The organism is Mesorhizobium sp. M0239 (assembly GCF_040321815.1).
Classification (GTDB): domain Bacteria; phylum Pseudomonadota; class Alphaproteobacteria; order Rhizobiales; family Rhizobiaceae; genus Mesorhizobium.
In genome coordinates this window covers 41,055-65,028 of the sequence record NZ_JAMYSG010000019.1, presented here as the reverse complement: position 1 = coordinate 65,028, position 23,974 = coordinate 41,055, and the positions used below count along the sequence as shown (strand labels likewise).

Below are 23,974 nucleotides of genomic sequence, written 5' to 3'. Positions count from 1 at the left end.
CAAGAGAAATTCTTACGCAGCCGCCATTGCGGCCTGCGATGAAACCGGGGCGCGGGATTGGCCCGCACCCCGGTTCGGCAGCTGATTACATCGACTTTCCGGCGGCGAAAGCGTCACGCTGGGCCTGACGCTCGGCATCCGGTGCAGCAACGAGGCCGTATTCGGCGAGCGGGCTTTCCGGGCCAACCATCTGGTCGTCAAGGAAGAACTCGACATATTCCTTGAGGCCGGGAACGACGCCCAGATGCGCCTTCTTGACGTAGAAGAACAGCGGGCGCGAGACGGGATACTTGCCGCTGGCGATCGTCTCGGTCGAAGGCACGATGCCTTCCACGGTGGCGACCTTCAGCTTGTCGGCATTGTTCTCATAGAAGGCGAGGCCAAACACGCCGACGCCGGTCTTGTTGGAGTCTATGCGGGCGAGCGTCTCGGTATAGTCGCCATCGATGTCGACGGCCTTGCCGTCCTTGCGGATGGCGATGCAGGTTTTGCCGATTTCCTTGTCGTCGGCAATGCCGGCAGCCTTGAGAGCAGCCTTGTCACAGCCGGCATCGAGGAGCTTGGTCTCGAACACTTCGCGCGTGCCGTGCTTTTCGCCCGGAATGTAGGCGGCGATGTCCCAGTCGGGCAGCTTCGGATTGACCTGGCTCCACTTGGTGTTCGGATTGTCGACCAGCTTGCCGTCAACGACCAGCTTGGCCGCGAGCGCCTTGTAGATGTCAGCGGGAACCAGCGCCCAGTCCGGGCCCTTGATGTCGGTGGCGAAGACGATGCCGTCATAGCCGATCCGGACTTCCTGGACTTCCTTCACGCCGGCGTCGGCGCAGGACTTGAGTTCGTCCGCCTTGATCGGACGCGACGAGTTGGCGATGTCGATCGTGTCTTCGCCGACGCCCTTGCAAAATTCCTTGATGCCGGCGCCGCTGCCGCCGGATTCGACGACCGGGGTCTTGAAGTTGGTGAACGTTTCGCCGAACTGCTCGGCAACGATCTTGGCATAAGGTAACACGGTCGATGACCCGGCGACCTGGATCTGGTCGCGCGCGGCGGCGAAGCCGGACGACGCGGCGAGCGCAAGCGCAGCGGCCGACGCCGTATAGAGGAATTTCTTCATGTGGCCTGCTCCTGTTCGGAAGATGGTCTCTCGGCGCTCGTCAGTCGGCGCCCGCTGAGGCCAATAGCCTTCGATTATAACAGTCGCATGACAGTTTGATGTCACCCCGGTAACGCTTCATCGGGATGAGCAGAATGCCGCCTGGCCGGCACTCCCGACGCAGCCCGGCTTTGTCACCGGAATCAGGGACTTGCTCTATTCAGCCGAGGCTGGCCGGCGATTTGGGACCAGCCGGCCTCTGTGAAGAAAAGCCGGACGGGAGCGCGTTGCTCTCAGCCAGACGGTGTCGTGGCCGGGCCATCGCCGAAAACAGGTCCGTTGGGGTAGGTTGACGCTGTCTCATGCCGGCGGTCGCTGCTCCCGCCCGTAACTGGGAAGAGCGGAATTCGAATGTAGCCATTGTCTCGGCTGGATGCCGCCTTTGATATGGTGCGATCGCGCCATAGTCTTGGCCGCTGACAGGGGCGCGAATCTTCGCCGCGTTCCCCGCACTCGGGCAGAGCCGGCTTACCCGGCGTTGCGCTGAGCCTGCCGGCTGGCGCCGACCCAGCGCTCGACCTTCTCGAGCAACGCCCGGGGACTGATCGGCTTTGGCAGATAGTCGTCCATGCCTGCCTCCAGGCAGCGCTCGCGGTCGCCCTTCAGCGCATGCGCGGTGACGCCGACGATCGGCACATGCGTGCCGGTTTCTTCCTCCAGCCGGCGAATGGCGGCGGTCGCTTCGAGACCGTTCATCTCCGGCATGGAGACATCCATCAGGATCATGCACGGGTTGAGCCGGCCGAAGGCGTCGAGCGCCTTGCGGCCATTGCCGACGATCTCGAAACCATAACCGGTCTCGCCGAGGATCTGGGTGAACACCATCTGGTTCACCTCATTGTCCTCGGCCACCAGGATGTCCAGCCTGTCGCCGCCAGCCGCCACCGGTGGCCGGGGGCGAATCGAAGGCGGCTGCAGCAGCGCACGCTGTTCGGACGGTGCCGAGGGCTGCGGCCGTGCAACATTGCCTGGAGTGGTGTCGGCCGCGAGCGGCTGCGTGTCGCCAGTATTGTGGCGATGCCGCTGGATGGTGGCGACCAGCGTTTCCAGCAGCACCGAAGAGCGCGCCGGCTTGATCAGCTGGGCATCGATGCCGAGATCGCGATAGCTGGTGTTGGCGAGCGACTGGTCGACCGAGGTCAGCATGATGATCCGCGTGCCGGCAAGACCGGCGGTGTTGCGCACGATCCGCGCCATTTCGGCGCCGCTCATTTCAGGCATCTGGTAGTCGAGCACGACGCAGTCGACCGGCACGCCATAGGCTGCGGCGGCGATCAGCACCTTGAGGCCTTCGGCGCCGCTTTCGGCCGCGCAGGAATCGAACGTCCACGATGTCATCTGTTCGGTCAGGATCGCCCGGTTGACGGCATTGTCGTCGACGATCAGCACACGCGCACCGGTCACGTCGATCGGCATGATGCGTTGCCCGTTCTGCTGTCCGGCCCTCGGCAGCGTCACCGAGAACCAGAAAGTCGAGCCCTTGCCTTCCGCACTTTCGACCCCGATATCGCCGCCCATCAGCTCGACGAGCCGCGAGGTGATGGCGAGGCCGAGACCGGTCCCCTCGTGTCGCCTCGTCGAAGAGGTGTCGACCTGGCTGAATTTCTCGAACACCAGTTTCAGTTTTTCCTCGGGGATACCGATGCCGGTATCGGTGACCGAGATCGTCAGCTTCGTTCCGGTTGGAACCCTCTCGCCGGTGACGTCGACCAGCACATGGCCTTCATCGGTGAATTTCACCGCATTGCCGAGCAGGTTGGTGACGATCTGCCTGATACGGCCGACATCGCCGACGAACAGGCTCTCGAGCCGAGGCTCGACACGAACGATCAGCTCGAGGTCCTTTTCCTTGGCCCGTGTGGACACCAGCGTCGCTACATCCTCGATCGCCTCGGCCAGATTGAAGGGCGCCGGATCGAGCACCAACTGACCGGCATCGATCTTGGAGAAGTCCAGGATGTCGTTGATGATGGTGAGCAGCGCATTGCCCGATTTCACGATGATGTCGGTAAACGTCTTCTGCTTCGGGTCGAGGTCCGATTTGGCCAGCAGTTCGGCCATGCCGAGCACGCCGTTCATCGGCGTGCGGATCTCATGGCTCATATTGGCGAGGAATTCCGACTTGGCGCGGTCGGCGAGCACGGCGCGCTGACGCGCCTCGCGCAGTTCGGCCTCTCGCATCTTCAGCTCGGTGATGTCGGTGGTCGAGCCGATCAAATAGAGCGAGCCGTCGGAGGCGATCATCGCGCCCTTGCGGGCGAATTGATGCCTGACGCTGCCGTCGGCCAACGTCACCGTCTCTTCGACCTCCTGGGTTTCGCCGGTGCGCAGCACGGCGAGGTCGCCATTGACGAAAGCCTCGCCATCCGGCCCGAAAATCTCGATGTCGGTCTTGCCGATAGCCTCTTCCTTGCGGAAGCCCGTGAGATCGCACCAGCCCTTGTTGACATAGAACTGCCTCAGATCGGAGCGCTTGGCGTAGATCGATACCGGCACGTTGTCGATCAGGCTGCGGAACACCTCGTTCTCGCGCATGCTTTCTTCCAGCGCACGCTCGCGCGCCTTGACGTCGGTGATGTCGGTGCTCGAACCGACCAGATGCACCGACCCGTCCAGCGTCACCAGGCGGCTCTTGCGCGTCATCAACTGCCGAACCGTACCGTCGCTATGGGTGACGGGTTCCTCGACCTCCTTGACGGCGCCCGTCACGACGACTTGCGTGTCGTCATGGCTGTAGCCATCGGCGTCCTGCGCACCGAACAACTGCCGGTCGGTGCGGCCGATGACATCCTCCTTGGCCAAGCCGGTGATCGCGCACCAGGCCTTGTTGACGAATTCGATGCTCAGGTCCTGCGCCTTGATGAAGGCGGCCACCGGCAACTCGTCCATCACGTGCCGGAACAGGTCGATCTGGCGCATCGAATCGCGCAATGCCGCCTCGCGGCTCTTGATCTCGGAGATGTCGACGCGAACACCGATGAAGGTGCCGTCATCGGTCCGCATGTCGTAGACCTGGTACCAGCGGCCGTCGGGGTTATGACGCTCGTAGCAGGAATTGGGCAAGCGGTAGCGGGCGAGGATCGCATCCAGCCAGCGGTCATGGTCGCTGTCGTAGAGCTGGTCGACTTGTGGATCGCCGCTGTTGCGGAAATAGCCGTTCGCATGGCCCAGAACGAGTGCCTCGCGGAATGTGCAGCCGGGCTGCCATGCCGGCTTCAAGGCCGGCAGCGTATCCTGGATCTTGCGGTTGGCGAACACGAACCTGTCGTCGCTATCGTAGATGATCACGGCGGCCGGCAATGATTCAAGGACGCTGGCGAGATGCTTGCGCGCATCCTGCGCCTCGGTCTCGCGGCGTTTCATGTCGGAAATGTCGAACAGGAAGCCGGCAACATAGTTGCGGCCGCTGGCCATGCCGACGCGGCTCTTCCTGACGATGCGCGATCGGCTGGCGCCATCGACCTCGAAATTCTCTTCCACTTCGTACGGCCGCCCGGTCGCAAGGACCTCACCTTCGCTCTGCTCGAAAAGCGCGACAGCGTTCGCCGGGAGGAAATCGCCGCCGGGCTTGCCGAGCATGGTTTGCGGCGTCTGGCCAAACAGAGCGGCGAACGCCTCGTTGACGAAGACGAAGCGCAGATGGTCGTCCTTGACGAAGATCGGATCCTTGACGGCGTTGATCACCGCCTCCGCCAGCCGCGCCTTCTCCAGCGCGTCGGCAAGTTCGGCCTCCCGGTCCTTCATGTCGGTGACGTCGACATAGGAGATCAGCCGCTTGCCGCCGGCCAGCGGCGCCATCGACGAGATCAGGGTGCGGCCGTCATTGCGCGGGAACTGCCGCGAGGCGGCGACCCCGGCCCTGATTTCCGCCTCGCGCTCTGCGACATGCCGCTGCCATGATGCATCGTCGGCACCAAACGGATCGATGTCGCGGCTGGCGTCCATCAGATCGCGGAAGCTGCAGCCGATCTCGGCGCGCCGGGCGTCGATCTGCCAGAAATCATAGAAAGCACGGTTGATGATCTCGGCGCGCATATTGGCGTCCAGGACGAGGACACCGATCGGCATCTGGTCGACCATGCTGCGGAGACTGGCGAAGGTCTCGGCGATCTTGGCGTTCGCGCTTTTGATCTCCGCATCGCGTTGCTTCATCTCGGTGACCTCATAATAGGTCAACAGCCGCTTGCCGCCTGACAGCGCCGTCACCGAGAACATCATCGTCCTGCCGTTGGCATGGACGAATTCGCGCGGCGCGACGGATCCGGCGCGAATCTCGTCGAGACGAGCGGCAAGGTAGCGCTGCCATTGCCGTTCGTCGATGTCGCCATAGATGCCGCTGCGGCGGTTGAGCTCCATCAACAGGCTGAACGGAGCGCCGACGCTAACAGCGCCGTCCGGAATCCTCGAGAGGTCGCGATAGGCCTTGTTGATGATCAGCGTGTCGAGCCTGGCATCGAGAAGCACGACGCCCATATGCATGGCGTCCATCGTCCGCTCGAGGTCGGCAAGATGCTGGTCGGGCTCGCCGTCGGCCGATGGTCCCGGCCCCGGACCTTTGAAGGCGCCCGCCAGTGCCGTGACGTTGCGGCCGATGCCGCGATAACCGGCAAATCTTCCTTCGTCGTCGAACTTCGGAAAGCCTGACGTCAAGACGCAGCGACAGTCAGCGTTGCCACCCTTGAGTTCGTAGACGAAGTCGCGAAAAGGCCGGTGCGCCTGCAGATCCTCCAGATGCGCGGCGCCACTGCGATCGCCGTTCAGGACCTGGTTGAGGAAGTCGAAGCGGAACCGGCCGAGCACGTTTGCCGGATCAATGCCCGTGGCTGCCTGGTAATTTTGCGAAAGCCAGGAGAAGCGCAGTTCGGCGTCGGTCTCCCAGACCCAGTCGGAACCGGCTTCAACGAGTTGGCGAAGCGCATCGTTCGAATCCATGCAGGAGGCGGACGATGATGCATCATCGCCATGCGCTGTGGATCTGCGAGGCCCGCGCTTGCCGCGCGCGCCGATTGTTTCGTTCGCTTCCGCCATGCCGTCCCCACCCCGAAAACCAAGGCCGAACCCTCCTCCGCGGTTCGTCGGCGGAATGTGCCCGAGAAGCATTAAGGATCCGCTAACCTTAACGGTTGGTTAGACAGGATTGGGCGGCAGGGTCTGCTTCATCCGCCCGGTTGTCGGCAGGGTCGAACCCGCTATATAAGCAACGGCAGGGGTATTGCTGATGCTTGGACGGATTGTGCCTTTTTTCATGGGGCTGGCGCTGCTTTTCGGCGGCGGTTGCTCGCGCAGTTATGACGGCACGGTCGTCATCCCAAGGCCGCTCGATGTCCGGCGCTTCTGGGACCGGCCGCCACCGAATGTCGACTATGGGCAAGCCGAGGTCGAAAACGGCGCTTTTCCGGTGGCGCCGCAGCCGCCCCGGCGTTTTTCCGAGCGCAAGGTCAGCCATGCCGCACCGAGACGGCACCAGACGAGGTTGCCTGCGTCGGCGTCCCTATCCGCGCCGGCGAAATCGCTGACCTGCAGGAACGTCAGCGAGCCTGGCAAGAGAGCTCGCATGGTCTGCGATTAGATTGGAGCTTGGTCCTAAAAGCGGGATTCGATCAAACAAAACGCGATCCGCGGATAGCTCGGTGACCCGGCCTTCACAGGGAAGCAGCGCCTTTTTTCGGCTCCTTCGCTCCGAGCTTGTCGAGTGCAAGACGAACCTGACGCAGATCTTCCTGCCAACCGTCATCGTCGTCCATTGGACCCTCCGAGGCAGCCCGCTGCAACCCACGCGCCTCGGATTCGATCTCGCGCAGTTCGGCGATTTTCTGTTCGGTGGTCAGCAAGTCGTCTTCGACGATCTCCAGCACCCGCATTTCCCTGAACGTAGCCACGGCGTTCCTCCCGGCTGATGTCGATCACAACGCCGTGAGTGCCCCTCTGTTCCAGAGGGATCGCGCAACCGCATCGCAGCAGGCACGCCGCCACCGGTGATCGCCAATCGAGGAAGACCGGCGATCATTCGGCCGGGAAAAATGCCGGGCCGACCACGCGCACCGGCCACTCGCCGGCCTCGATCGAAAGGTGCTGGGCGGCACCTGGGGCTTCGGCATCGATCCCGGCGACGGCCGCAACCGTGCCGAGATCCGGCTTCGCCGTTGGCAGCGGAATAATGGCGTTGCGCATGTTGGCGGGCGTCACAGTCCTGGCTCGCAGTTCGGTGACCCGCTGGTAGTAGCGCTTGACGTCGCATGCCTTGAAATTCGCATCATCGCGATATCTGAAGGCTGCCGGCAGCTCGGTATAGGGTTTGCGCGTGTCGAGCGCGGTCATCTGGTCGGTTTCGAGGCTGGCGTCGCTCAACGTGTAGAGGTCGACGCTGGGGTCATCGCAGATGTAACGGCATTGATCGACCGTCTCCTTAAGATCGCCGCTGGCGGCGAATTGCGACTTTGGCGCCGGGAAGAAATACCCGTCCGACAGACGCACGCAAAACAGCATCGCATTGCCGGCGAACGTGGTGCTCGCCGATTGGGTGCTGGGCGCGGCGCGGACAGGCCGTTGCTTTGCCGAAGGCGCACAGCCAAGCGCGACGAGGCGCGCCTGCAGGCCCGCTGTGTCGCGGCCCGAATTCCCAGCGGCAGCGATCCGGCGCTGCACATCCGAGCGGCTCCTGGCGAGATCGGCGCAGGCGTTGAAGAGACCACCAAGCGAACTTTTCGCCGTGCACTGGCGCTGTCTCTCGATAGTCTGGATGGCTGCAAGTTGCCGGCGCAACTGGGCAAGCTCCGGGCTCGCCCCGCCGCTGCGGCCAGCCGAAAGCAACTGGCTTCTGATCGCGCCGCAGCTGTCCGCGTAGGACGAAAGCGTACCGAACAAAACTGCCGCCAGCGAAATAAATGCGATCACCATGGAAGGCCAGAAACGGATCATCGGGACAACTTGGCCCTTGTTGCGGAGAACCTGGAATCTAGAGCCCATGACTTCAGCAAGCTTCAGCTACATGAGTAATTTCTAATAATCTAAAGAGTTTCAACCTGAAGGACCTATTGTCTATTGTACTACGTCACCTCATGTAAATTCGATATTACATTTTTATTTCAAGATTGAGACGAACCTCGAAAGAAAGCGCAAGCCTGACCATGGCCGAGGATTTGCAACGCAACGGACCGAGATCAATGCGCCATTATCGCCATGCGTTCGAAACCTTTGCCGGGCCTTCCGCGTTGAAGGACCAAAGGGAGATTGCGGATGTCGATCCACTTCACCGTCTCGGACCTGACAAGAAACCTGTTTCACTCGCTGGGGCTGGACCAGCGCGCGCCAAGGCCACTCAATCCCGAGCAGAGCCTGTTGCTGGAATGCTATCTGGCCGGCCAGGTTCCTGAATCAGCCTGGAGCGACTACGTCTTCGAGACGCCCGATCTTGCCCGGTATGCCGAGGCAAGGCGCAGTCACCACTGAGCGGCAGCGCCTATTTTGGAGAAGCGAATTGCAATGTGAACACGTTGCCGGCGATCCCTTGCGCCAGCTTCGCTGAGAAGGTCAGGGGCAGACAATTCTGCAAGGCGGTTGTTGCGGCGTCGACAAACAATTTCTTCGCCTTGGCATCGCCTTCCACCTTGATGGCTGTCGGCCTCGGTGGGCCGATTAGCGTGCCGTCCCGCTTGAAGCTGAAGCTCAAGGTGACGCTGGCGGTTCCGGCATCCGCCGGCGGTGTCCAGCATGCCTGAATGGCGGTGCCGACATCGTTCATTGTGTTCAGTTCAGCCGCATTTGAAGGATGAACAGCACTCGCCAGCATCACACCCACAACCGCAACCCGCTTCGCAACGCTTTTCATCGCCAGCCCTCATTTCGCGCCTGACCGACCATCCATGCCGGACTGCCGAAATGGATGGTAGGGCCAACGCCGGCGATGACAATATCTCTCCGCAAAAGTTGACGCCAGAAAAGCGACAGCGGCCGAGGCTTGCGTGGCCTGATCGCTGCTCGATCGCGCCCGGCGATAGAGCAATTCCAGGAAAAGTGTGAAACGGTTTTCCCGGGGAAAGCGCATGGCGCTTCCCTTGGGAATTGCGTTGAACAAAGAGACCGCGTGCGAAAGCAAAAAGGCCGGCATTGCGCCGACCTTTCCCATCGCTACGACGTTCTGCGCCAGTACATCCGTGGTCGCGGGCCGAAAGCGAATTGCCCCGCAGTAGACAGGGCTTTGGTTAACGCATCCTTAACCTCAGGCCTTGGCCTGCGACTTCACATGCGCGATATAGCCGCGCACGTCGCCGGCCGGCTCGCTATAGGCCTTGCCGAGCGTCTTCTCGATCGCCGCCACATAGTCCTTCGCCCATCGGGGCAGGGAATAGTCGACGACGGCCAGGAATTCGAGCGTCGCCGCCAGCCGGATATCGGCGATCGAAGGATGCTTGCCGCCGATGAACGGCTTGCCGTCCCTGAAGAAGCTGTGGAAGACCTCCAGCGGCTCGGCGATCGCGGCCATCGCCGCCTTCTGGGCCTCCGACTTCCTGTCGGGGTGCGCGTCGCTGTGGCCGACCTCGCCGGCATAATGAGGGAAGCCGAGCGCCGGATAGGTGGCGCGCGCCACATAGGGGTAGAGCGTACCGATCAGGTAGAACATGGCACTGTCGACCATCGCCCGCTTGGCCGGCGCCTTCGGATAGAATTTCTCCAGCCCGTGCTTGTTGGCGAGATACTGCATGATGGCGCAGCTTTCCCACAACACGCCTCTGGGGAGGCCCTTGTCCTCGATCATCGGTGTCAAATGGGCGGGATTTCGCGCCATGAACTCCGGCGAACGGGTGTGGCCCCAGGCATCGGTCTCGGCATGGTCGAAACCGGCCGCGCGCGCAAACACCCGCACGGTCATGTTGTTGACGCTGGGCTTCAGCATGCTGAGCTTCAGCGCCGGCTTCTTGGCCGGCTTGGCCTTGGCCCTGGGCGCGGCTTTTGCCGTCGCCTTGGCGGCCGCCTTGGCTTTTGGCTTTGCCGCAGCTTTCGCCGCCGGCTTGGCGGCAGCTTTGGCCGCGGATTTCCCGGCAGTCTTCGTCGCTGTCTTGGCCATCTTGTTCCTCCCTCTGGTCTGTTCAGTATGGGTTTTTCGGCGCCCGATCGTCCGACAAGGTGGCGCGGGAACGTTCGACGAGCGCCTGGATCGCATCGGCGAGATGCACTTCGGCGATGTTGTAGTCGCCGCGCGCGACCCGCAGCCTGTGCGCTTCCATCAGCACATCGGCGTGGGTGAAGCCCGCTGGCGGTTCGAAGCGGTAGGACGCCAACTCGATCAGCAGGCCGAGCGGATCCTCGAAATAGATCGAATCCATGAAACCGCGATCCTTGACGCCGCTGTGCTTGATGCCGCGCTCGTCGAGCCGAGAGACCGCCTGCAGGAAGGTGACGCGCGACACCGAAAAGGCAATGTGGTGGACACAGCCCGGATCGGTCGGCGTGCGCCGCTTCTCTGGTGTGCGGCTCTCGTCGGTGAAGATGGTGACCAGCCGGCCGTCGCCAGGATCGAAATAGAGGTGGCTTTCCCTCGGCTTGTCGAGATTGGGCTGTTCGAAGATGAACGGCATGCCGAGCACGCCTTCCCAGAAATCGATAGAGGTCTGGCGCCCGGCGCCGACCAGCGTGATGTGATGGACGCCCTGCGATTGCAGCTTCTGCATTGGCCTTCCTCCCGAGGCATCGACTGCCCGTCCGGATCCGACCAACACCGGGCGTTCTGCGCGCCGCTGGAGCCGTGCCCGAGGACCCATGACGCGATGCTAATGCAATCGGGCCCACTGCGCCAGAAGCCACGAACGTAGCCAGGATCGAGCGATTGGTGGAGACAAGCTTGGTACGCCCAAGGGGAATCGAACCCCTGTTCCCGCCGTGAGAGGGCGGTGTCCTGACCGCTAGACGATGGGCGCGTTCAAGAACCGGCGATATAGGCTGAGCGCTGGGAAAAAGCAACTGGGCTTCGCCGGCTTTGTCGTATCGGGGAAAAGCCGTGCGCAAGCCTAACGTTTCGGCTCGATCAGGTCCCAGAGATTGCCATGCAGATCGGCGAAAACAGCCACCGTGCCATAGGGCTCGAAGCGCGGTGCTTCGCGGAATTCGACGCCCTTCTCCAGCATCGCCGCGTGGTCGCGGGCGAAGTCGTCGGTTTCCAGGAACAGGAAGACACGCCCGCCGGTCTGGTTGCCGATGCTTTTGCTCTGTGCCTCGTCGGAAGCCTCGGCCAGAAGCAGCCTGGCGCCCTGCCCGTTGGCCGGCGCCACTGTGACCCAGCGCTTGCCGCCGCCGAGATCGACATTTTCGACGAGCAGGAACCCCAGCCTCTCGACATACCAGGCGATCGCCTCGTCATAGTTGGCGACGACCAGGGCGACCGTGGCGACGCGACGATGCTCGGCGAACCCGCTCATCCCTGAGGCTTGCTCATTGGCCTGCTGCCGTTCATCGTTGCGGCTCGGTCACTTGTTGCGGATCGCAAAGCGGCCGATCAGGCGTCGCTCGGTGATGTCGTAGACGAAGATCGTGCGGCTGCCGTCGGCAAGCTCGGCATCGATCGAGACACGATTGCCGGACAGCGACTGGCTGACCACCTTGGCCCCGACCGGCAGCACGATGTCGCCGCTGACCGGTTCGCCGGCGGGTGTCTGGATATCGCCGGCCAGCGGCGGGTTCGCCGGCGGTGCATTGCGCGCTTTGTAGACAAGGGCGCCGATCACCACCATAAGGGCGAGGAACAGCAGGCCGAGATTGATCCCGACGAAGCGGACGAGTTTCCTGCGCACCTTTTCGACCTCGGGGTCGAGCGGCTTATCCTGGTCTTCTTCGGCGATCGGGCTGGCCATGGCAAAACAGTTCCGGAACGGTTTTTCAATGAGCGCTCATAGCGAAGAGGCCCCCGAATTGATAGAGGCGGTACCGACCGTGCTGGTGGCGGGCGCGGATGCGGCCGGCCTGCGCCTCGACCAGTGGCTGGCCGCAAGCCTTGGACCGGACATGTCACGCAGCCGCGTGCAGATGCTGATCAGGCAGGGCGCGGTCTCGGTCGACGGCAAGCCTGTCGACGAGACCAAGCGCAAGATGGCGCCGGGCGAAAGCGTGTCGGTTACCATGCCGGAGCCGGAGCCGGCGGAGCCGCAGGGCGAGAACATCGCGCTAGACGTGCTCTATGAGGACGACGAGCTGATCGTCATCAACAAACCGGCCGGGCTTGTCGTGCACCCCGGCGCCGGCAACTGGACCGGTACGCTGGTCAACGCGCTGATCCATCATTGCGGCGACAGCCTTTCCGGCATCGGCGGCGTCCGGCGGCCAGGCATCGTCCACCGCCTCGACAAGGAGACCAGCGGCGTCATGGTGGTCGCCAAGACCGACCGCGCCCACAAGTCACTGTCCGAGGCTTTCGCCGATCACGGCCTGACCGGCGATCTCGAACGTGCCTATCTGGCGCTGGTCTGGGGGATACCGCAGAGGCCGGCCGGAAGGGTCGACGCGCCGCTCGGCCGCGCCGCCGACCGGGTGCGCCGTGCCGTGGTGCCGGAAGGACGCGACGACGCCCGCCATGCGGTCACCCACTTCGCCGTGCAGGAGCGCTTCGGCGAGAACCAACAGGAGTTCGCCACGGCCAGCCTGGTCGAATGCCGGCTGGAAACTGGCCGCACCCACCAGATCCGTGTCCACATGGCGCATATTGGTCATCCCGTGGTCGGCGACCCCGACTACGGCCAGGCCTTCCGCACCAAGGCCAACCGGCTGCCCGAACCGCTGAAAAGTCAGGTCAAGGCATTTCCCCGGCAGGCTTTGCATGCCTGGCTCCTTGCATTTCGCCACCCCACTACCCATCTAACGATGAGGTTCGAGGCGCCGTTACCGGGGGACATGGAGGAACTCGTCGGCGGCTTCCGCAAACTCTGAACCCTCACCAACAAGCCTTAAAAAACCTGACAGAGATTGTTCACTTCACCGTGACACACTGTTTCGTGTTGAACAAATGCCTGTCTTTTCTGGTTTTGTTCCTGTATAAGATCTGATGTCGCGGGCGAGCCTTTTGGTGCTCGCGTCACATGCCCGCCGCGTTTCGGGGGCATCACTCCAATAGAGAGGGGGCGCTATCATGGCCCAGTCACTACCCAGTATCGTTTCCGGCGAAGGCGGCCTCAGCCGCTACCTGGAAGAAATCCGCCGCTTTCCCATGCTGCAGCCGCAGGAAGAGTACATGCTCGCCAAGCGTTACGCCGAGCATGAAGACACCTCCGCTGCGCACAAGCTCGTCACCAGCCACCTCAGACTCGTCGCCAAGATCGCCATGGGCTATCGCGGCTATGGCCTGCCGATTGGTGAAGTGATCTCGGAAGGCAATGTCGGCCTGATGCAGGCCGTCAAGAAATTCGAACCCGAGCGTGGCTTCCGCCTCGCGACCTATGCCATGTGGTGGATCAAGGCCTCGATCCAGGAGTACATCCTGCGCTCGTGGAGCCTGGTCAAGATGGGCACGACCGCCAATCAGAAGCGCCTGTTCTTCAACCTGCGCAAGGTGAAGGGCAAGATCCAGGCGCTGGACGACGGCGACTTGAAGCCCGACCAGATCGCCGAGATCGCCACCAGGCTGAACGTTTCCGAAGCCGAGGTGGTGTCGATGAACCGCCGCCTGTCGGGCGACGCCTCGCTCAATGCCCCGATCCGGGCGAGCGAAGGTGAGTCCGGCGAGTGGCAGGACTGGCTGGTCGACGACCACGAAAGCCAGGAAGAGATGCTGATCGAGCAGGACGAGCTGGAAAACCGGCGCGGCATGCTGTCGGGCGCTCTTGCCGTGCTTAACGAGCGCGAGCGGCGCATCTTCGAGGCCCGTCGCCTCGCCGAGGAGCCGCTGACGCTGGAAGAGCTGTCGTCCGAGTTCGACATCAGCCGCGAGCGCGTGCGCCAGATCGAGGTGCGCGCCTTCGAGAAGGTGCAGGATGCGGTCAAGGCCGCCGCCAAGCGCCAGATCCAGGCGCTGCGCACGATTGAGGCGCAGCCCGCGGCGTAAGGTTAGCTTCGGTTACAAAAATCAAAGCGGCGTCAGGAAACTGGCGCCGCCTTTTTTGTAGCGGACTGCAATGGTGGTTGGCGAAAGCGAAGGCGACATCCGATCTCCCCCTTGCGGGGGAGATGTCCGGCAGGACAGAGGCGGGTGTGAAGGATCGCTACTTTTCGGCGTCAGTCACCCAACCGAAAGACTGAAGGCACAACCACAATTAGCTGACAGGTTGGCGGGACAGCACCCCCCTCTGCCCTGCCGGGCATCTCCCCCGCAAGGGGGAGATTGGCAACTTCGCCAACAGCCCCTCAAAGCCCATCCAGCGGAAACTTCAGGTACCGCCGGCCATTGGCTTCCGGTTCCGGCAGCCGTCCGCCATTCATGTTGACCTGCAGCGCATGCAGGATCAGCCTTGGCATCGGCAGCGTCCTGTCGCGCGCCTCGCGCAAGGCGACGAACTCGGCCTCGCTGCGCGCGGCGACGAGATGGATGTTGGTTGCCTTCTGTATGGCGACCGTGCTTTCCCACGAGGGCTCGCGGCCGCCGGCCTGATAGTCATGGCCGACGAAGACGCGCGTCTCGTTCGGCAACGCCAGAATGTCCTGGATCGAGCGCCAGAGCCGCGCGGCACTGCCGCCGGGAAAGTCCGTCCTCGCCGTGCCGCTGTCGGGCATGAACAGCGTATCGTGGACGAAGGCGGCATCACCGACCATATAGGTGATCGAGGCCAGCGTGTGCCCGGGCGAGAACAGCACCTTGACCGGAAGCGTGCCCACCTGGAAGGTTTCGCCTTCACCAAATAGCCTGTCCCACTGCGAGCCGTCCGCGGGGAAATCCGGCCAGTTGTAGATCGCCTTCCACAGTTTCTGGACCTCGACGACCCTGTCGCCGATTGCTGTCGGCGCGCCCGTCTTCTCTCTCAGGTAATGCGCCGCCGAAAAATGGTCGGCATGCGGATGGGTATCGAGGATCCATTCGACGCTCAGCCCCTGCTCGCTGACGAAGTCGAGCAAGGCGTCGGCATTCGTCGTTGCCGTGGCGCCGGATTTCTCATCGAAATCGAGGATCGGATCGATGATGGCGCAGCGTTTCGTCGCCCGGTCGGCGACGACATACTGAATGGCCCCGGTCGGCTTGTCATAGAAGCCGCTGACCTGCGGCCTGGCCAAAGCTACGTCCAATTCCGGCTTCCCCAACTCTCGGTCGTCAGGAATGATTTTCTCTGGCGACACCCGAGAGGAGCATGGTTGTCCGCTCGGGTGCGGCAGTCAAGTATCACTTGGCTCGCAAGGGCGAGAAGGCCAAAGATCGTTCCGAAGCGCCTGGGATCAGGCCGATGGCTGCTTGGTCTTCCGCAGATAGGGCAAAATGGTCTCGTAGGCGCCGAAGCGCTTGATCGCGTCTTCGTTGGAGACAGCAGCGGTGATGATAACGTCCTCGCCCTGCTTCCAATTCGCCGGTGTCGCCACCTGGTGCTTGGCGGTGAGCTGCATGGAATCGACCGCGCGCAGGATCTCATCGAAATTGCGCCCCGTGGTCATCGGGTAAGTCAGCACCAGCTTGATCTTCTTGTCAGGTCCGATGACGTAGACCGAGCGCACCGTGGCATTGTCGGCCGGCGTACGGCCCTCCGACGTCTCGCCGGCACCGCCCGGCAGCATGTCGTAGAGCTTGGCGACCTTGAGGTCCTTGTCGCCGATCAGCGGGTAGTTCACCGAATGACCGGTCGCCGTCTTGATGTCGTCCTGCCACTTGCCGTGACTTTCGACCGGATCGACCGAAATGCCGATGATCTTGACATTACGCTTCTTGAACTCGCCTTCGAGCCCCGCCATCGTGCCAAGCTCGGTCGTGCAGACCGGCGTGAAATTCTTCGGGTGACTGAACAGGATCGCCCAACCGTCACCGATCCAGTCATGGAATTTGATCGTCCCTTGCGTGGTCTCGGCGGTAAAATCCGGCGCAATGTCGTTGATACGAAGGCTCATGGTACATCTCCCCTGTAAACGGAACCGTCGGCAGCGAGGAACAGCACGCGGCAATCACGCCGACATCAAGCTGTCCCGCCCGGCATCGTTGCATCTTAGCGCAAAAATCGTGGCTGCAAGATAATATGAAACTCTTGTCGGCGGCAGGCGAGCATTTTTATGCTGCCGAATACGCTGCGCGCGTATGAGAGCCTGTTGGGCTGGACAGGAAAGGTTCCTGCCTCAGGTTTTGTTGACCGCCAGCGTCACAGCCAGGTCTTCCATGCGCTGTGCCAGCGCGCCGAGCGCGTTGGTCAGCACGCTATCGCTTTTGTCGGCCTTGGTCAGAGCCTCGTCGCGGGTCTTGCGCAGGGTCAGCACTTCGCTTTCCATGCCCTTGACGCGTTTCTGCAACTCCGAGAGTTCATCCATCACCATGATGCCGGCCATCACGGTCAGTCGCTGATCGCCGATCTCGCCGAACGAGTCCTTCAGGTGTGAAACATAGCGGTCGAAGCGTTCGGCAAGGTCGATCAGATGCTCTTCCTGGCCCTCGTCGCAGGCCATGCGATACTGCTTGCCGTCGATTGAAACCGTGACCTGTGCCATCGGGGCCAGCTCCTATCTGTCCAACACGGCGCGGATGGTTTCCATGGCGGTCACCAGCCGTCGCGACACTTCCTTGTTGGCGTCTTCCAGCCGTTCGGCGCGCACTTCGGAATTGTCGAGTTCCTGTGCCAGCCGGGAGCGGTCGGCATTCATCCGCTGCACTTCGGCCTCGGCTTCCGAGTAATCGCGTTCATGCTCGAGCTTGGCCGCGACAGCGTTTTCCAGCCCCTCGATGGCCTTGCCCAGCCTCGCGATGACTTCCTTGAGTGTGGCTTCCCCGGTCATGGCCTTCGTCCTGTGCCCTGCCCATCACCGAATCGTTCACGTTCAGAACGCGTTATCCCTGAAACATTAGGCACCGGGTGAAGGCAACGTCAACAAAGCTCTCGCGACTGTCCCCTGCTAACGCTAATGCAGACCCGCCGCCGGCATCACAAGGCCGGCAAATGTGCACCCGATTTGTTGACTAAAAGCGCGCGCCTGCTATGTGTCGCGCACCCTTTTCAAGGGCTCTCCCAAGCCCCCAAACCCCCACTTCTGGAGGAACCATGACGTCGCGTGAACAACATGACCGGATGGCCAATGCGATCCGCTTTCTCTCCATGGACGCCGTCGAGAAGGCAAATTCCGGCCATCCGGGCCTGCCCATGGGCTGCGCCGATATCGCCACGGTGCTGTTCACGCGCTTCCTGAAATATGACCCCAAGGCCCCGCACTGGGCCGACCGCGACCGTTTCATCCTGTCGGCCGGCCATGGCTCGATGCTGCTCTATTCACTGCTGCATCTGACCGGCTACGAAGACATGACAATCGACCAGATCAAGCACTTCCGCCAGTTGGGCTCGAAGACTGCCGGTCACCCTGAATATGGTCACGCCACCGGCATCGAGACGACAACCGGCCCGCTTGGCCAGGGTCTCGCCAATTCGGTCGGCTTCGCGCTCGGCGAGCGCATCATGAACGCCGCCTTCGGCAACGACCTCGTCGATCACTACACCTATGTGCTGGCCGGCGACGGCTGCCTGATGGAAGGTGTGTCCCAGGAAGCCATCGCGCTTGCCGGCCATCTCAAGCTCAACAAGCTGATCGTCTTCTGGGACAACAACGACATTTCGATCGACGGTCCGGTCTCGCTGTCCGACAACACCGATCAGGTCGCCCGCTTCCAGGCCTCCGGCTGGAATGCCAGCCACATCGACGGCACCGATCCGGAAGCCATCGCCTATGCCATCGAAGCCGCCCGCCATTCCGACAAGCCGACCATGATCGCCTGCAAGACGACCATCGGCTTCGGCGCGCCGACCAAAGCCGGCACCAACAAGGCGCACGGTTCGCCGCTCGGAGCCGACGAGATCGCCGGCGCCCGGAAGTTCTTCAACTGGGATTCGCCGCCCTTCGAGATTCCGGCCGACATCCTCGACGCCTGGCGCACCGCCGGCAAGGCCGGCGTCAAGGCACGCACCGACTGGGAAGGCCGCCTGGCCAAGGCCGATGCCAAACTGAAGGCTGAGTTCGAGCGCCGCCTCAGCGGCAAGCTGCCGTCCAATTTCGACGCCGTCATCGCCGATTACAAGAAGAAGCTCTCGGCCGACAAGCCGAAGGTCGCCACCCGCAAATCGTCCGAGATGGCGCTGGAAGTCATCAACGGCGCCGTGCCCGAGACCATCGGCGGCTCCGCCGACCTGACCGGCTCCAACAACACCAAGACCAGCCAGACCAAGAACATCACGTCGGACGACTATGGCCAGCGCTATGTCCACTACGGCATCCGCGAGCACGGCATGGCCGCCGCGATCAACGGCCTGACGCTGCATGGCGGCCTCATCGCCTATGGCGGCACCTTCATGTGCTTCTCCGACTATGCCCGTCCGTCGATGCGGCTCGCCTCGCTGATGGGCATCCGCTCGATCTTCGTCATGACCCATGATTCCATCGGTCTGGGCGAAGACGGCCCGACCCACCAGCCGGTCGAGCATCTGGCCGCATTGCGCGCCATTCCCAACCACAATGTCTTCCGCCCGGCCGACGCCGTGGAAACCGCTGAATGCTGGCAGATCGCCCTGGAGTCGGAAAAGACGCCGTCGACGTTGGCGCTTACCCGCCAGAACCTGCCGACGGTACGCAACGAATTCGTTGCCAACAACTTGAGCAGCCAGGGTGCCTATGAGCTGGCTGCCGCCAGCGGCGAGGCAACGGTGACGATCTTCGCCACCGGCTCCGAGGTCGAGATCGCACTCGGCGCCCGCGACCTGCTGGAAAAGCACGGCCATCCCACCCGCGTCGTCTCGGTGCCCTGCTTCGAACTGTTCGACCAGCAGAGCGACGACTACCGCAAGAAAACGATCGGCAACGCGCCAATCAAGATGGCGATCGAAGCCGGCATACGCCAGGGCTGGGATCATCTGATCGGCTCCGACGGCATCTTCGTCGGCATGACAGGCTTCGGCGCCTCGGGCACTATCGAGCAACTCTATCCGCATTTCGGCATCACCGCCGAAGCCGCGGCCAAGGCGGCGGAAGCCCGCCTGCATAACAAATAGGTTCAAGGTTCGGCGAAATCGCGTAAGGCGGTCTCGCCGGGCCGGCCCAACTTAATCGATTTAAATCCACGCCACTGCGGCTGGATTCTTTCTGCTTCCACAGCTATGAAACTGCGGACCCCTCATCCGCCCTCCAACTCCCAGGGAGAGAATAATGACCGTCAGAGTTGCCATCAACGGATTCGGCCGCATCGGCCGCAACATCCTTCGCGCCATCCATGAATCTGGCCGCAAGGACATCGACGTCGTCGCCGTCAACGACCTCGGCCCGGTCGAGACCAACGCGCACCTTTTGCGCTACGACAGCGTGCACGGCCGCTTCCCGCATGAAGTCTCGGTGTCCGGCGACCAGATCACCGTCGGCAAGGAGACGTTCAAGGTCACCGCGATCAAGGATCCGACGCAGCTTCCGTGGAAGGAACTCGGCATCGACATCGCGCTCGAATGCACCGGCATCTTCACCGCCCGCGACAAGGCAGCCTCCCACCTGACCGCCGGCGCCAAGCGCGTCATCGTCTCGGCTCCGGCCGAAGGCGCCGACCTTACCGTTGTCTACGGCATCAACCACGACCAGCTGACCAAGGACCACATCGTCATCTCGAATGCCTCCTGCACCACCAACTGCCTGGCCCCGCTGGCAGCCGTGCTGCACGAGACGGTCGGCATCGAAAAAGGCATGATGACGACGATCCATTCCTACACCGGCGACCAGCCGACGCTGGATACCATGCACAAGGATCTCTACCGCGCCCGCGCCGCTGCCCTGTCGCAAATCCCGACCTCGACCGGCGCGGCCAAGGCGATCGGGCTGGTGCTGCCCGACCTGAAGGGCAAGCTCGACGGCATCTCGATCCGCGTGCCGACCCCGAACGTCTCGGTCGTCGACTTCAAGTTCATCGCCAAGCGTTCGACCACGGTGCAGGAGATCAACGACGCGGTGATCGCCGCCTCCAACGGCAAGCTGAAGGGCATTCTCGGCGTCACCCATCACCCGAACGTGTCGATCGACTTCAATCACGATCCGCGCTCCTCGATCGTTGCGCTCGACCAGACCAAGGTGATGGACGGCAACTTCGTTTCGGTGCTGTCCTGGTACGACAATGAATGGGGGTTCTCCAACCGCATGGGCGACACCGCGGTCGCTTTCGGCAAGACCATCGCCTGATCGCAAAGCTTTCTTTTCGAGACCTGAAACGCCCGGCTTTGTCCGGGCGTTTTTCATGAGGGCGGCTTGCGCCTTTCCAAATTGTGTCCTGGACGCCAAAACATCCAAAAATCAGCGGCATAGGCCAAAAAGCCACCCTGCCGCCTTGCACTGGTCACGTCTTCGCCCCACTCTCTCGCAAAGCAGGAGACAGACGAATTTGAGGGGCTGATTTCAGGATGGAGCATGCGATCTATCTCGTCACGCTGGTCGGCACAGCGCTTGTCGTCGCCGCCGCGTTTTCGAGCCTGATCGCCTTCCGCTTCGGCGCCCCTCTTCTGCTCCTGTTTCTCTGCATTGGCCTCGCCACCGGCACCGACGGACTCGGTATCCAGTTCGACAACGCCCGCATCGCTTATTTTGCCGGCTCACTGGCGCTGGCCGTCATCCTGTTCGATTCCGGTTTCGGCACGCCGCTCAACGCCTTGCGGCAGGCTGCAGGCCCGGCTTTGTCGCTGGCGACCTTCGGCGTGCTTGTCACCACCGGCCTGTTCGGCGTCGCCGCCCATTATCTGCTCGATCTCACCTGGCTGGAATCCTTCCTGCTCGGGGCTGCCGTCGCCTCCACAGATGCGGCGGCCGTGTTCTTCCTGTTGCGAGCCGGCGAGATCAATCTGCGCGAACGCGTGCGCTCGACGCTGGAGGTGGAATCCGGCACCAACGACCCGATCGCCATCTTCCTGACCATCACGCTGGTAGAGATCATCGCCGCCCACGCCAACCCCGAGACCAATGTTCTGGTCACCAGCCTGTTCCTCGGCTTCCTCCTCAATATGGGCCTCGGTGCAATCGTAGGCGTGCTGGGCGGTCTCGCCATCGTGCGCCTCGTCGACCGACTCAATCTCGACCACGGCCTGCTGCCGATCTTCGTGCTGACCTTGTCGCTGATGGTGTTTGCAGCAGCCGGCGCCATTGGCGGCTCAGGCTTCCTGGCGGTGTATATTGCCGGCCTTATCGCCGGCAATTCCGACATCCGAGCCGTCACCATCCTCAAGCGTTTCCAGGACGGCATGTCGTGGCTGGCGCAGATCATCATGTTCCTCATCCTCGGCCTGTTCGCGACGCCGTCGCAGTTTCCGGCGATCATGGTGCCGGCGGTGCTGCTCGGCCTGTTCCTGATGTTCGTGGCGCGGCCAGTCGCCGTCTGGCTCTGCCTGATCCCGTTCCGTCTGCCGCGCCCCGAAGTCGCCTTCATCTCGTGGGTCGGCCTGCGCGGCGCGGTGTCGATCCTGCTCGCCATCACCCCGCTGCTCGGCGGCCTGGAAAACGGCCGTGTCATCTTCAACACCGCCTTCATCATCGTGCTCGTGTCGCTGGTCATCCAGGGCTGGACGGTCGGACCGCTGGCGCGCCGCCTCGGCCTGATCGTACCGGCACGGCTCGGACCGCTGGACAAGGTCGAGCTGGAACTGCCGGGCTCGGCCCATCACGAGCTTCTCGCCTATCGCGTCGCACACGGCAGCCCGGTGGCGCGCGGCGAGCGCATCCCGCGCTGGGCACGGCCCTCGCTGGTGCTGCGCGACGGCCGCTCGATGCGCTTCCAGGACATGGGCCGGCTCGCCGCCGGCGACCAGGTCTATATTTTCGTGCCGGACCGCTATCCGCGCCTGCTCGACAAGCTGTTCGCCAGCCGTGCCGTGGTCGATCCCCAGGATGCCGATTTCTTCGGTGCCTTCGCGGTCGACCCCGCGCGCTCCGCCGCTGAACTGGAAGCGGCCTATACGCCAGGCCTGACCGAAGCGGAGCAAAAGCTCACCGTTGGCGCGCTGGTCACGGCGCGGCTCGGCGGCCATGCCGAATATGCCGACCGCGTCCTGCTCGGCCCGATAGAACTGATCGTCCGCGACGTCGACGACAAGGGCAAGATCATAGGCCTCGGTCTGTCTTTCGAGCCGACCGCGCCGGTGGCGCGGGTGCCGGTCTTCCTCAGCGCCGGCGAAATCGGCGACCGTCTTTCCGCCTTCATCCGCAACTGGCGCAAGCCGACCGAGACGCAGGAGACCGAGGCGCGGGCGGACGAAAAGCCGGCCCCGGAGCCAGCGCCTGAAAAGGCAGCAACCGAAAGCTGACAAAACCGCTATTGAGCGCTGCCATTCATCCGCCCCGCCGGCGCAAGATCGTACCCACTTCAAAATTTCGGTTCGAGCGCGCCCTAAGCCTTGCATCGTCACCGATGCGGGGTATGGTCCCCCGGTTTTTCGCGAAAGGAACCCGCATGGCCGCCTTCAAGACACTCGACGATATCGGCAACATCAGCGGCAAGCGCGTGCTGGTGCGCGTCGACCTCAACGTGCCTGTCGCCGACGGCAAGGTCACCGATGCCACCCGCATCGAACGCATCGCACCGACTATCGCCGAGCTATCGGCCAAGGGCGCCAAGGTCATCCTGCTCGCCCATTTCGGCCGGCCCAAGGATGGCCCCTCGCCCGAATTCTCGCTGGAGCCTATCGCCAGGGCGACAGCCGACGTGCTCGGCCGTCCCGTCGGTTTCGCCTCGGATTGCGTCGGCGACACGGCCGGAAGCGCCGTCGCCGCCATGAACAAGGGCGATGTGCTGCTGCTTGAAAACACCCGCTTCTACAAGGCCGAGGAAAAGAACGATCCGGCCTTCACCGAAAAGCTTGCCGCCAATGGCGACATCTTCGTCAACGACGCCTTTTCCGCCGCGCACCGCGCCCATTCGTCGACCGAGGGGCTGGCGCATCTGTTGCCGGCTTTTGCCGGCCGCACCATGCAAGCCGAGCTTGAGGCGCTGGAGAAGGGCTTGGGAAAACCGGTTCGTCCGGTCGTCGCCATTGTCGGCGGCGCCAAGGTCTCGACCAAGATCGATCTGTTGATGAACCTGGTGAAGAAGGTTGATGCCCTCGTCATCGGTGGCGGGATGGCCAACACCTTTCTTGCCGCGCGTGGCACCAATGTCGGCAAATCGCTGTGCGAGCATGATCTCGCCGCGACCGCCAAGCAGATCATGATCGAGGCGGCCGAGGCCGGCTGCGCCATCATCCTGCCGGTCGACGGCGTCGTCGCCAGGGAGTTCAAGGCGGGCGCGGCCTGCGGGACCGTCGCTATATCGGATGTGCCGGCCGACGGCATGATCCTCGATGTCGGCGCCAAAACCGTGACGGCCATCGGCGAATGGATCGACCGCGCCGCGACACTGGTCTGGAACGGCCCGCTCGGCGCCTTCGAGATCGCGCCCTTCGATCATGCGACGGTGGCAGCTGCCAAGCACGCGGCGTCGCGCACCAAGGCCGGCAAGCTGGTCTCGGTCGCCGGCGGTGGCGATACGGTGGCGGCGCTCAACCATGCCGGCGTCGCCGACGACTTCACCTATGTCTCGACCGCCGGCGGCGCTTTCCTGGAATGGATGGAAGGCAAGCCGCTGCCCGGCGTCGACGTCTTGAAGCGCTGAGGCTCCGAGGCGATCAACACTCGGAGAGCGAACAAGGCCGCCCGAGGCTTTCAATCGATTCGAGCTTTCCGATG

The 23,974-nt window shown here is 62.9% G+C and carries 21 protein-coding genes and 1 tRNA gene; 8 read left to right on the top strand and 14 right to left on the bottom strand.

Annotation, left to right across the window (positions count from 1 at the left end; genetic code table 11):
- Positions 1 to 85 precede the first annotated feature (85 nt).
- Positions 86 to 1,114: a PstS family phosphate ABC transporter substrate-binding protein gene (locus NKI99_RS20585; protein ID WP_352611788.1), complete on the bottom strand. Its 1,029-nt coding sequence runs from the start codon at positions 1,112 to 1,114 to the stop codon at positions 86 to 88.
- Between the two features lie 507 nt (positions 1,115 to 1,621).
- Positions 1,622 to 6,181, bottom strand: a complete 4,560-nt coding sequence (locus tag NKI99_RS20580) for a PAS domain-containing protein (RefSeq protein ID WP_352611787.1) — start codon at positions 6,179 to 6,181, stop codon at positions 1,622 to 1,624.
- Positions 6,182 to 6,371: 190 nt separating this feature from the next.
- On the opposite strand from NKI99_RS20580, the gene NKI99_RS20575 reads away from it, so the two are divergent.
- The gene (locus NKI99_RS20575) at positions 6,372 to 6,722 is read left to right on the top strand and encodes a hypothetical protein (RefSeq protein WP_023810980.1); all 351 of its coding nucleotides are present in this window, start codon (positions 6,372 to 6,374) and stop codon (positions 6,720 to 6,722) included.
- A gap of 73 nt (positions 6,723 to 6,795) precedes the next feature.
- On the opposite strand, the gene NKI99_RS20570 is transcribed toward NKI99_RS20575, so the two are convergent.
- Together NKI99_RS20570 and NKI99_RS20565 are read right to left on the bottom strand one after the other, a co-directional pair.
- On the bottom strand, positions 6,796 to 7,032 hold the full coding sequence (locus tag NKI99_RS20570; RefSeq protein WP_352611786.1) for a hypothetical protein: 237 nt from the start codon (positions 7,030 to 7,032) through the stop codon (positions 6,796 to 6,798).
- 124 nt (positions 7,033 to 7,156) lie between these two features.
- The gene (locus tag NKI99_RS20565; RefSeq protein WP_352611785.1) at positions 7,157 to 8,071 is read right to left on the bottom strand and encodes a DUF2865 domain-containing protein; all 915 of its coding nucleotides are present in this window, start codon (positions 8,069 to 8,071) and stop codon (positions 7,157 to 7,159) included.
- Positions 8,072 to 8,389: 318 nt separating this feature from the next.
- On the opposite strand from NKI99_RS20565, the gene NKI99_RS20560 reads away from it, so the two are divergent.
- Entirely contained in the window at positions 8,390 to 8,602 is a 213-nt protein-coding gene (locus tag NKI99_RS20560) for a hypothetical protein (protein WP_352611784.1), read from the top strand.
- Between the two features lie 10 nt (positions 8,603 to 8,612).
- On the opposite strand, the gene tolA is transcribed toward NKI99_RS20560, so the two are convergent.
- From tolA to NKI99_RS20530, 6 genes are all read right to left on the bottom strand, one after another.
- Complete coding sequence (tolA, locus tag NKI99_RS20555; RefSeq protein WP_352611783.1) at positions 8,613 to 8,981, bottom strand: cell envelope integrity protein TolA; 369 nt, start codon at positions 8,979 to 8,981, stop codon at positions 8,613 to 8,615.
- Positions 8,982 to 9,371: 390 nt separating this feature from the next.
- Positions 9,372 to 10,217 (bottom strand): glutathione S-transferase family protein, encoded by an 846-nt coding sequence (locus NKI99_RS20550; RefSeq protein ID WP_128305016.1) that lies wholly within the window; start codon positions 10,215 to 10,217, stop codon positions 9,372 to 9,374.
- A gap of 22 nt (positions 10,218 to 10,239) precedes the next feature.
- A complete protein-coding gene (locus NKI99_RS20545) occupies positions 10,240 to 10,821 on the bottom strand; it encodes a VOC family protein (protein WP_128305015.1) in 582 nt (193 codons plus the stop codon).
- A gap of 171 nt (positions 10,822 to 10,992) precedes the next feature.
- Positions 10,993 to 11,067, bottom strand: a tRNA-Glu gene (locus NKI99_RS20540).
- Between the two features lie 90 nt (positions 11,068 to 11,157).
- Positions 11,158 to 11,565 (bottom strand): VOC family protein, encoded by a 408-nt coding sequence (locus tag NKI99_RS20535; RefSeq protein WP_023810974.1) that lies wholly within the window; start codon positions 11,563 to 11,565, stop codon positions 11,158 to 11,160.
- Between the two features lie 48 nt (positions 11,566 to 11,613).
- Positions 11,614 to 11,997, bottom strand: a complete 384-nt coding sequence (locus NKI99_RS20530; protein ID WP_013529257.1) for a fimbrial protein — start codon at positions 11,995 to 11,997, stop codon at positions 11,614 to 11,616.
- A 28-nt stretch (positions 11,998 to 12,025) separates the two neighbouring features.
- Between NKI99_RS20530 and NKI99_RS20525 the strand changes: the two genes are divergently transcribed.
- On the top strand, positions 12,026 to 13,066 hold the full coding sequence (locus tag NKI99_RS20525) for an RluA family pseudouridine synthase (RefSeq protein ID WP_352611782.1): 1,041 nt from the start codon (positions 12,026 to 12,028) through the stop codon (positions 13,064 to 13,066).
- A gap of 199 nt (positions 13,067 to 13,265) precedes the next feature.
- Positions 13,266 to 14,177, top strand: coding sequence for an RNA polymerase sigma factor RpoH (gene rpoH, locus NKI99_RS20520; RefSeq protein WP_352611781.1), 912 nt, complete (start codon positions 13,266 to 13,268; stop codon positions 14,175 to 14,177).
- Positions 14,178 to 14,476: 299 nt separating this feature from the next.
- Here rpoH and NKI99_RS20515 read toward each other — a convergent pair whose 3' ends face one another.
- The 4 genes from NKI99_RS20515 to NKI99_RS20500 form a co-directional block, all read right to left on the bottom strand.
- Positions 14,477 to 15,349, bottom strand: a complete 873-nt coding sequence (locus tag NKI99_RS20515) for an MBL fold metallo-hydrolase (protein WP_352611780.1) — start codon at positions 15,347 to 15,349, stop codon at positions 14,477 to 14,479.
- 147 nt (positions 15,350 to 15,496) lie between these two features.
- Positions 15,497 to 16,156: a peroxiredoxin gene (locus tag NKI99_RS20510; RefSeq protein WP_127260439.1), complete on the bottom strand. Its 660-nt coding sequence runs from the start codon at positions 16,154 to 16,156 to the stop codon at positions 15,497 to 15,499.
- A gap of 222 nt (positions 16,157 to 16,378) precedes the next feature.
- On the bottom strand, positions 16,379 to 16,744 hold the full coding sequence (locus NKI99_RS20505; RefSeq protein ID WP_128305871.1) for a cell division protein ZapA: 366 nt from the start codon (positions 16,742 to 16,744) through the stop codon (positions 16,379 to 16,381).
- Between the two features lie 12 nt (positions 16,745 to 16,756).
- Entirely contained in the window at positions 16,757 to 17,029 is a 273-nt protein-coding gene (locus tag NKI99_RS20500; protein WP_352611779.1) for a DUF4164 domain-containing protein, read from the bottom strand.
- Between the two features lie 263 nt (positions 17,030 to 17,292).
- Here NKI99_RS20500 and tkt point away from each other — a divergent pair, with 263 nt between their 5' ends.
- The 4 genes from tkt to NKI99_RS20480 all read left to right on the top strand — a co-directional run bounded on the left by tkt (position 17,293) and on the right by NKI99_RS20480 (position 23,900).
- On the top strand, positions 17,293 to 19,284 hold the full coding sequence (gene tkt, locus NKI99_RS20495) for a transketolase (protein WP_352611778.1): 1,992 nt from the start codon (positions 17,293 to 17,295) through the stop codon (positions 19,282 to 19,284).
- Positions 19,285 to 19,438: 154 nt separating this feature from the next.
- Positions 19,439 to 20,449, top strand: a complete 1,011-nt coding sequence (gene gap, locus NKI99_RS20490) for a type I glyceraldehyde-3-phosphate dehydrogenase (protein WP_352611777.1) — start codon at positions 19,439 to 19,441, stop codon at positions 20,447 to 20,449.
- 218 nt (positions 20,450 to 20,667) lie between these two features.
- Positions 20,668 to 22,557, top strand: coding sequence for a potassium/proton antiporter (locus tag NKI99_RS20485; RefSeq protein ID WP_352611776.1), 1,890 nt, complete (start codon positions 20,668 to 20,670; stop codon positions 22,555 to 22,557).
- A 146-nt stretch (positions 22,558 to 22,703) separates the two neighbouring features.
- A complete protein-coding gene (locus tag NKI99_RS20480) occupies positions 22,704 to 23,900 on the top strand; it encodes a phosphoglycerate kinase (protein ID WP_352611775.1) in 1,197 nt (398 codons plus the stop codon).
- Positions 23,901 to 23,974: the final 74 nt, after the last annotated feature.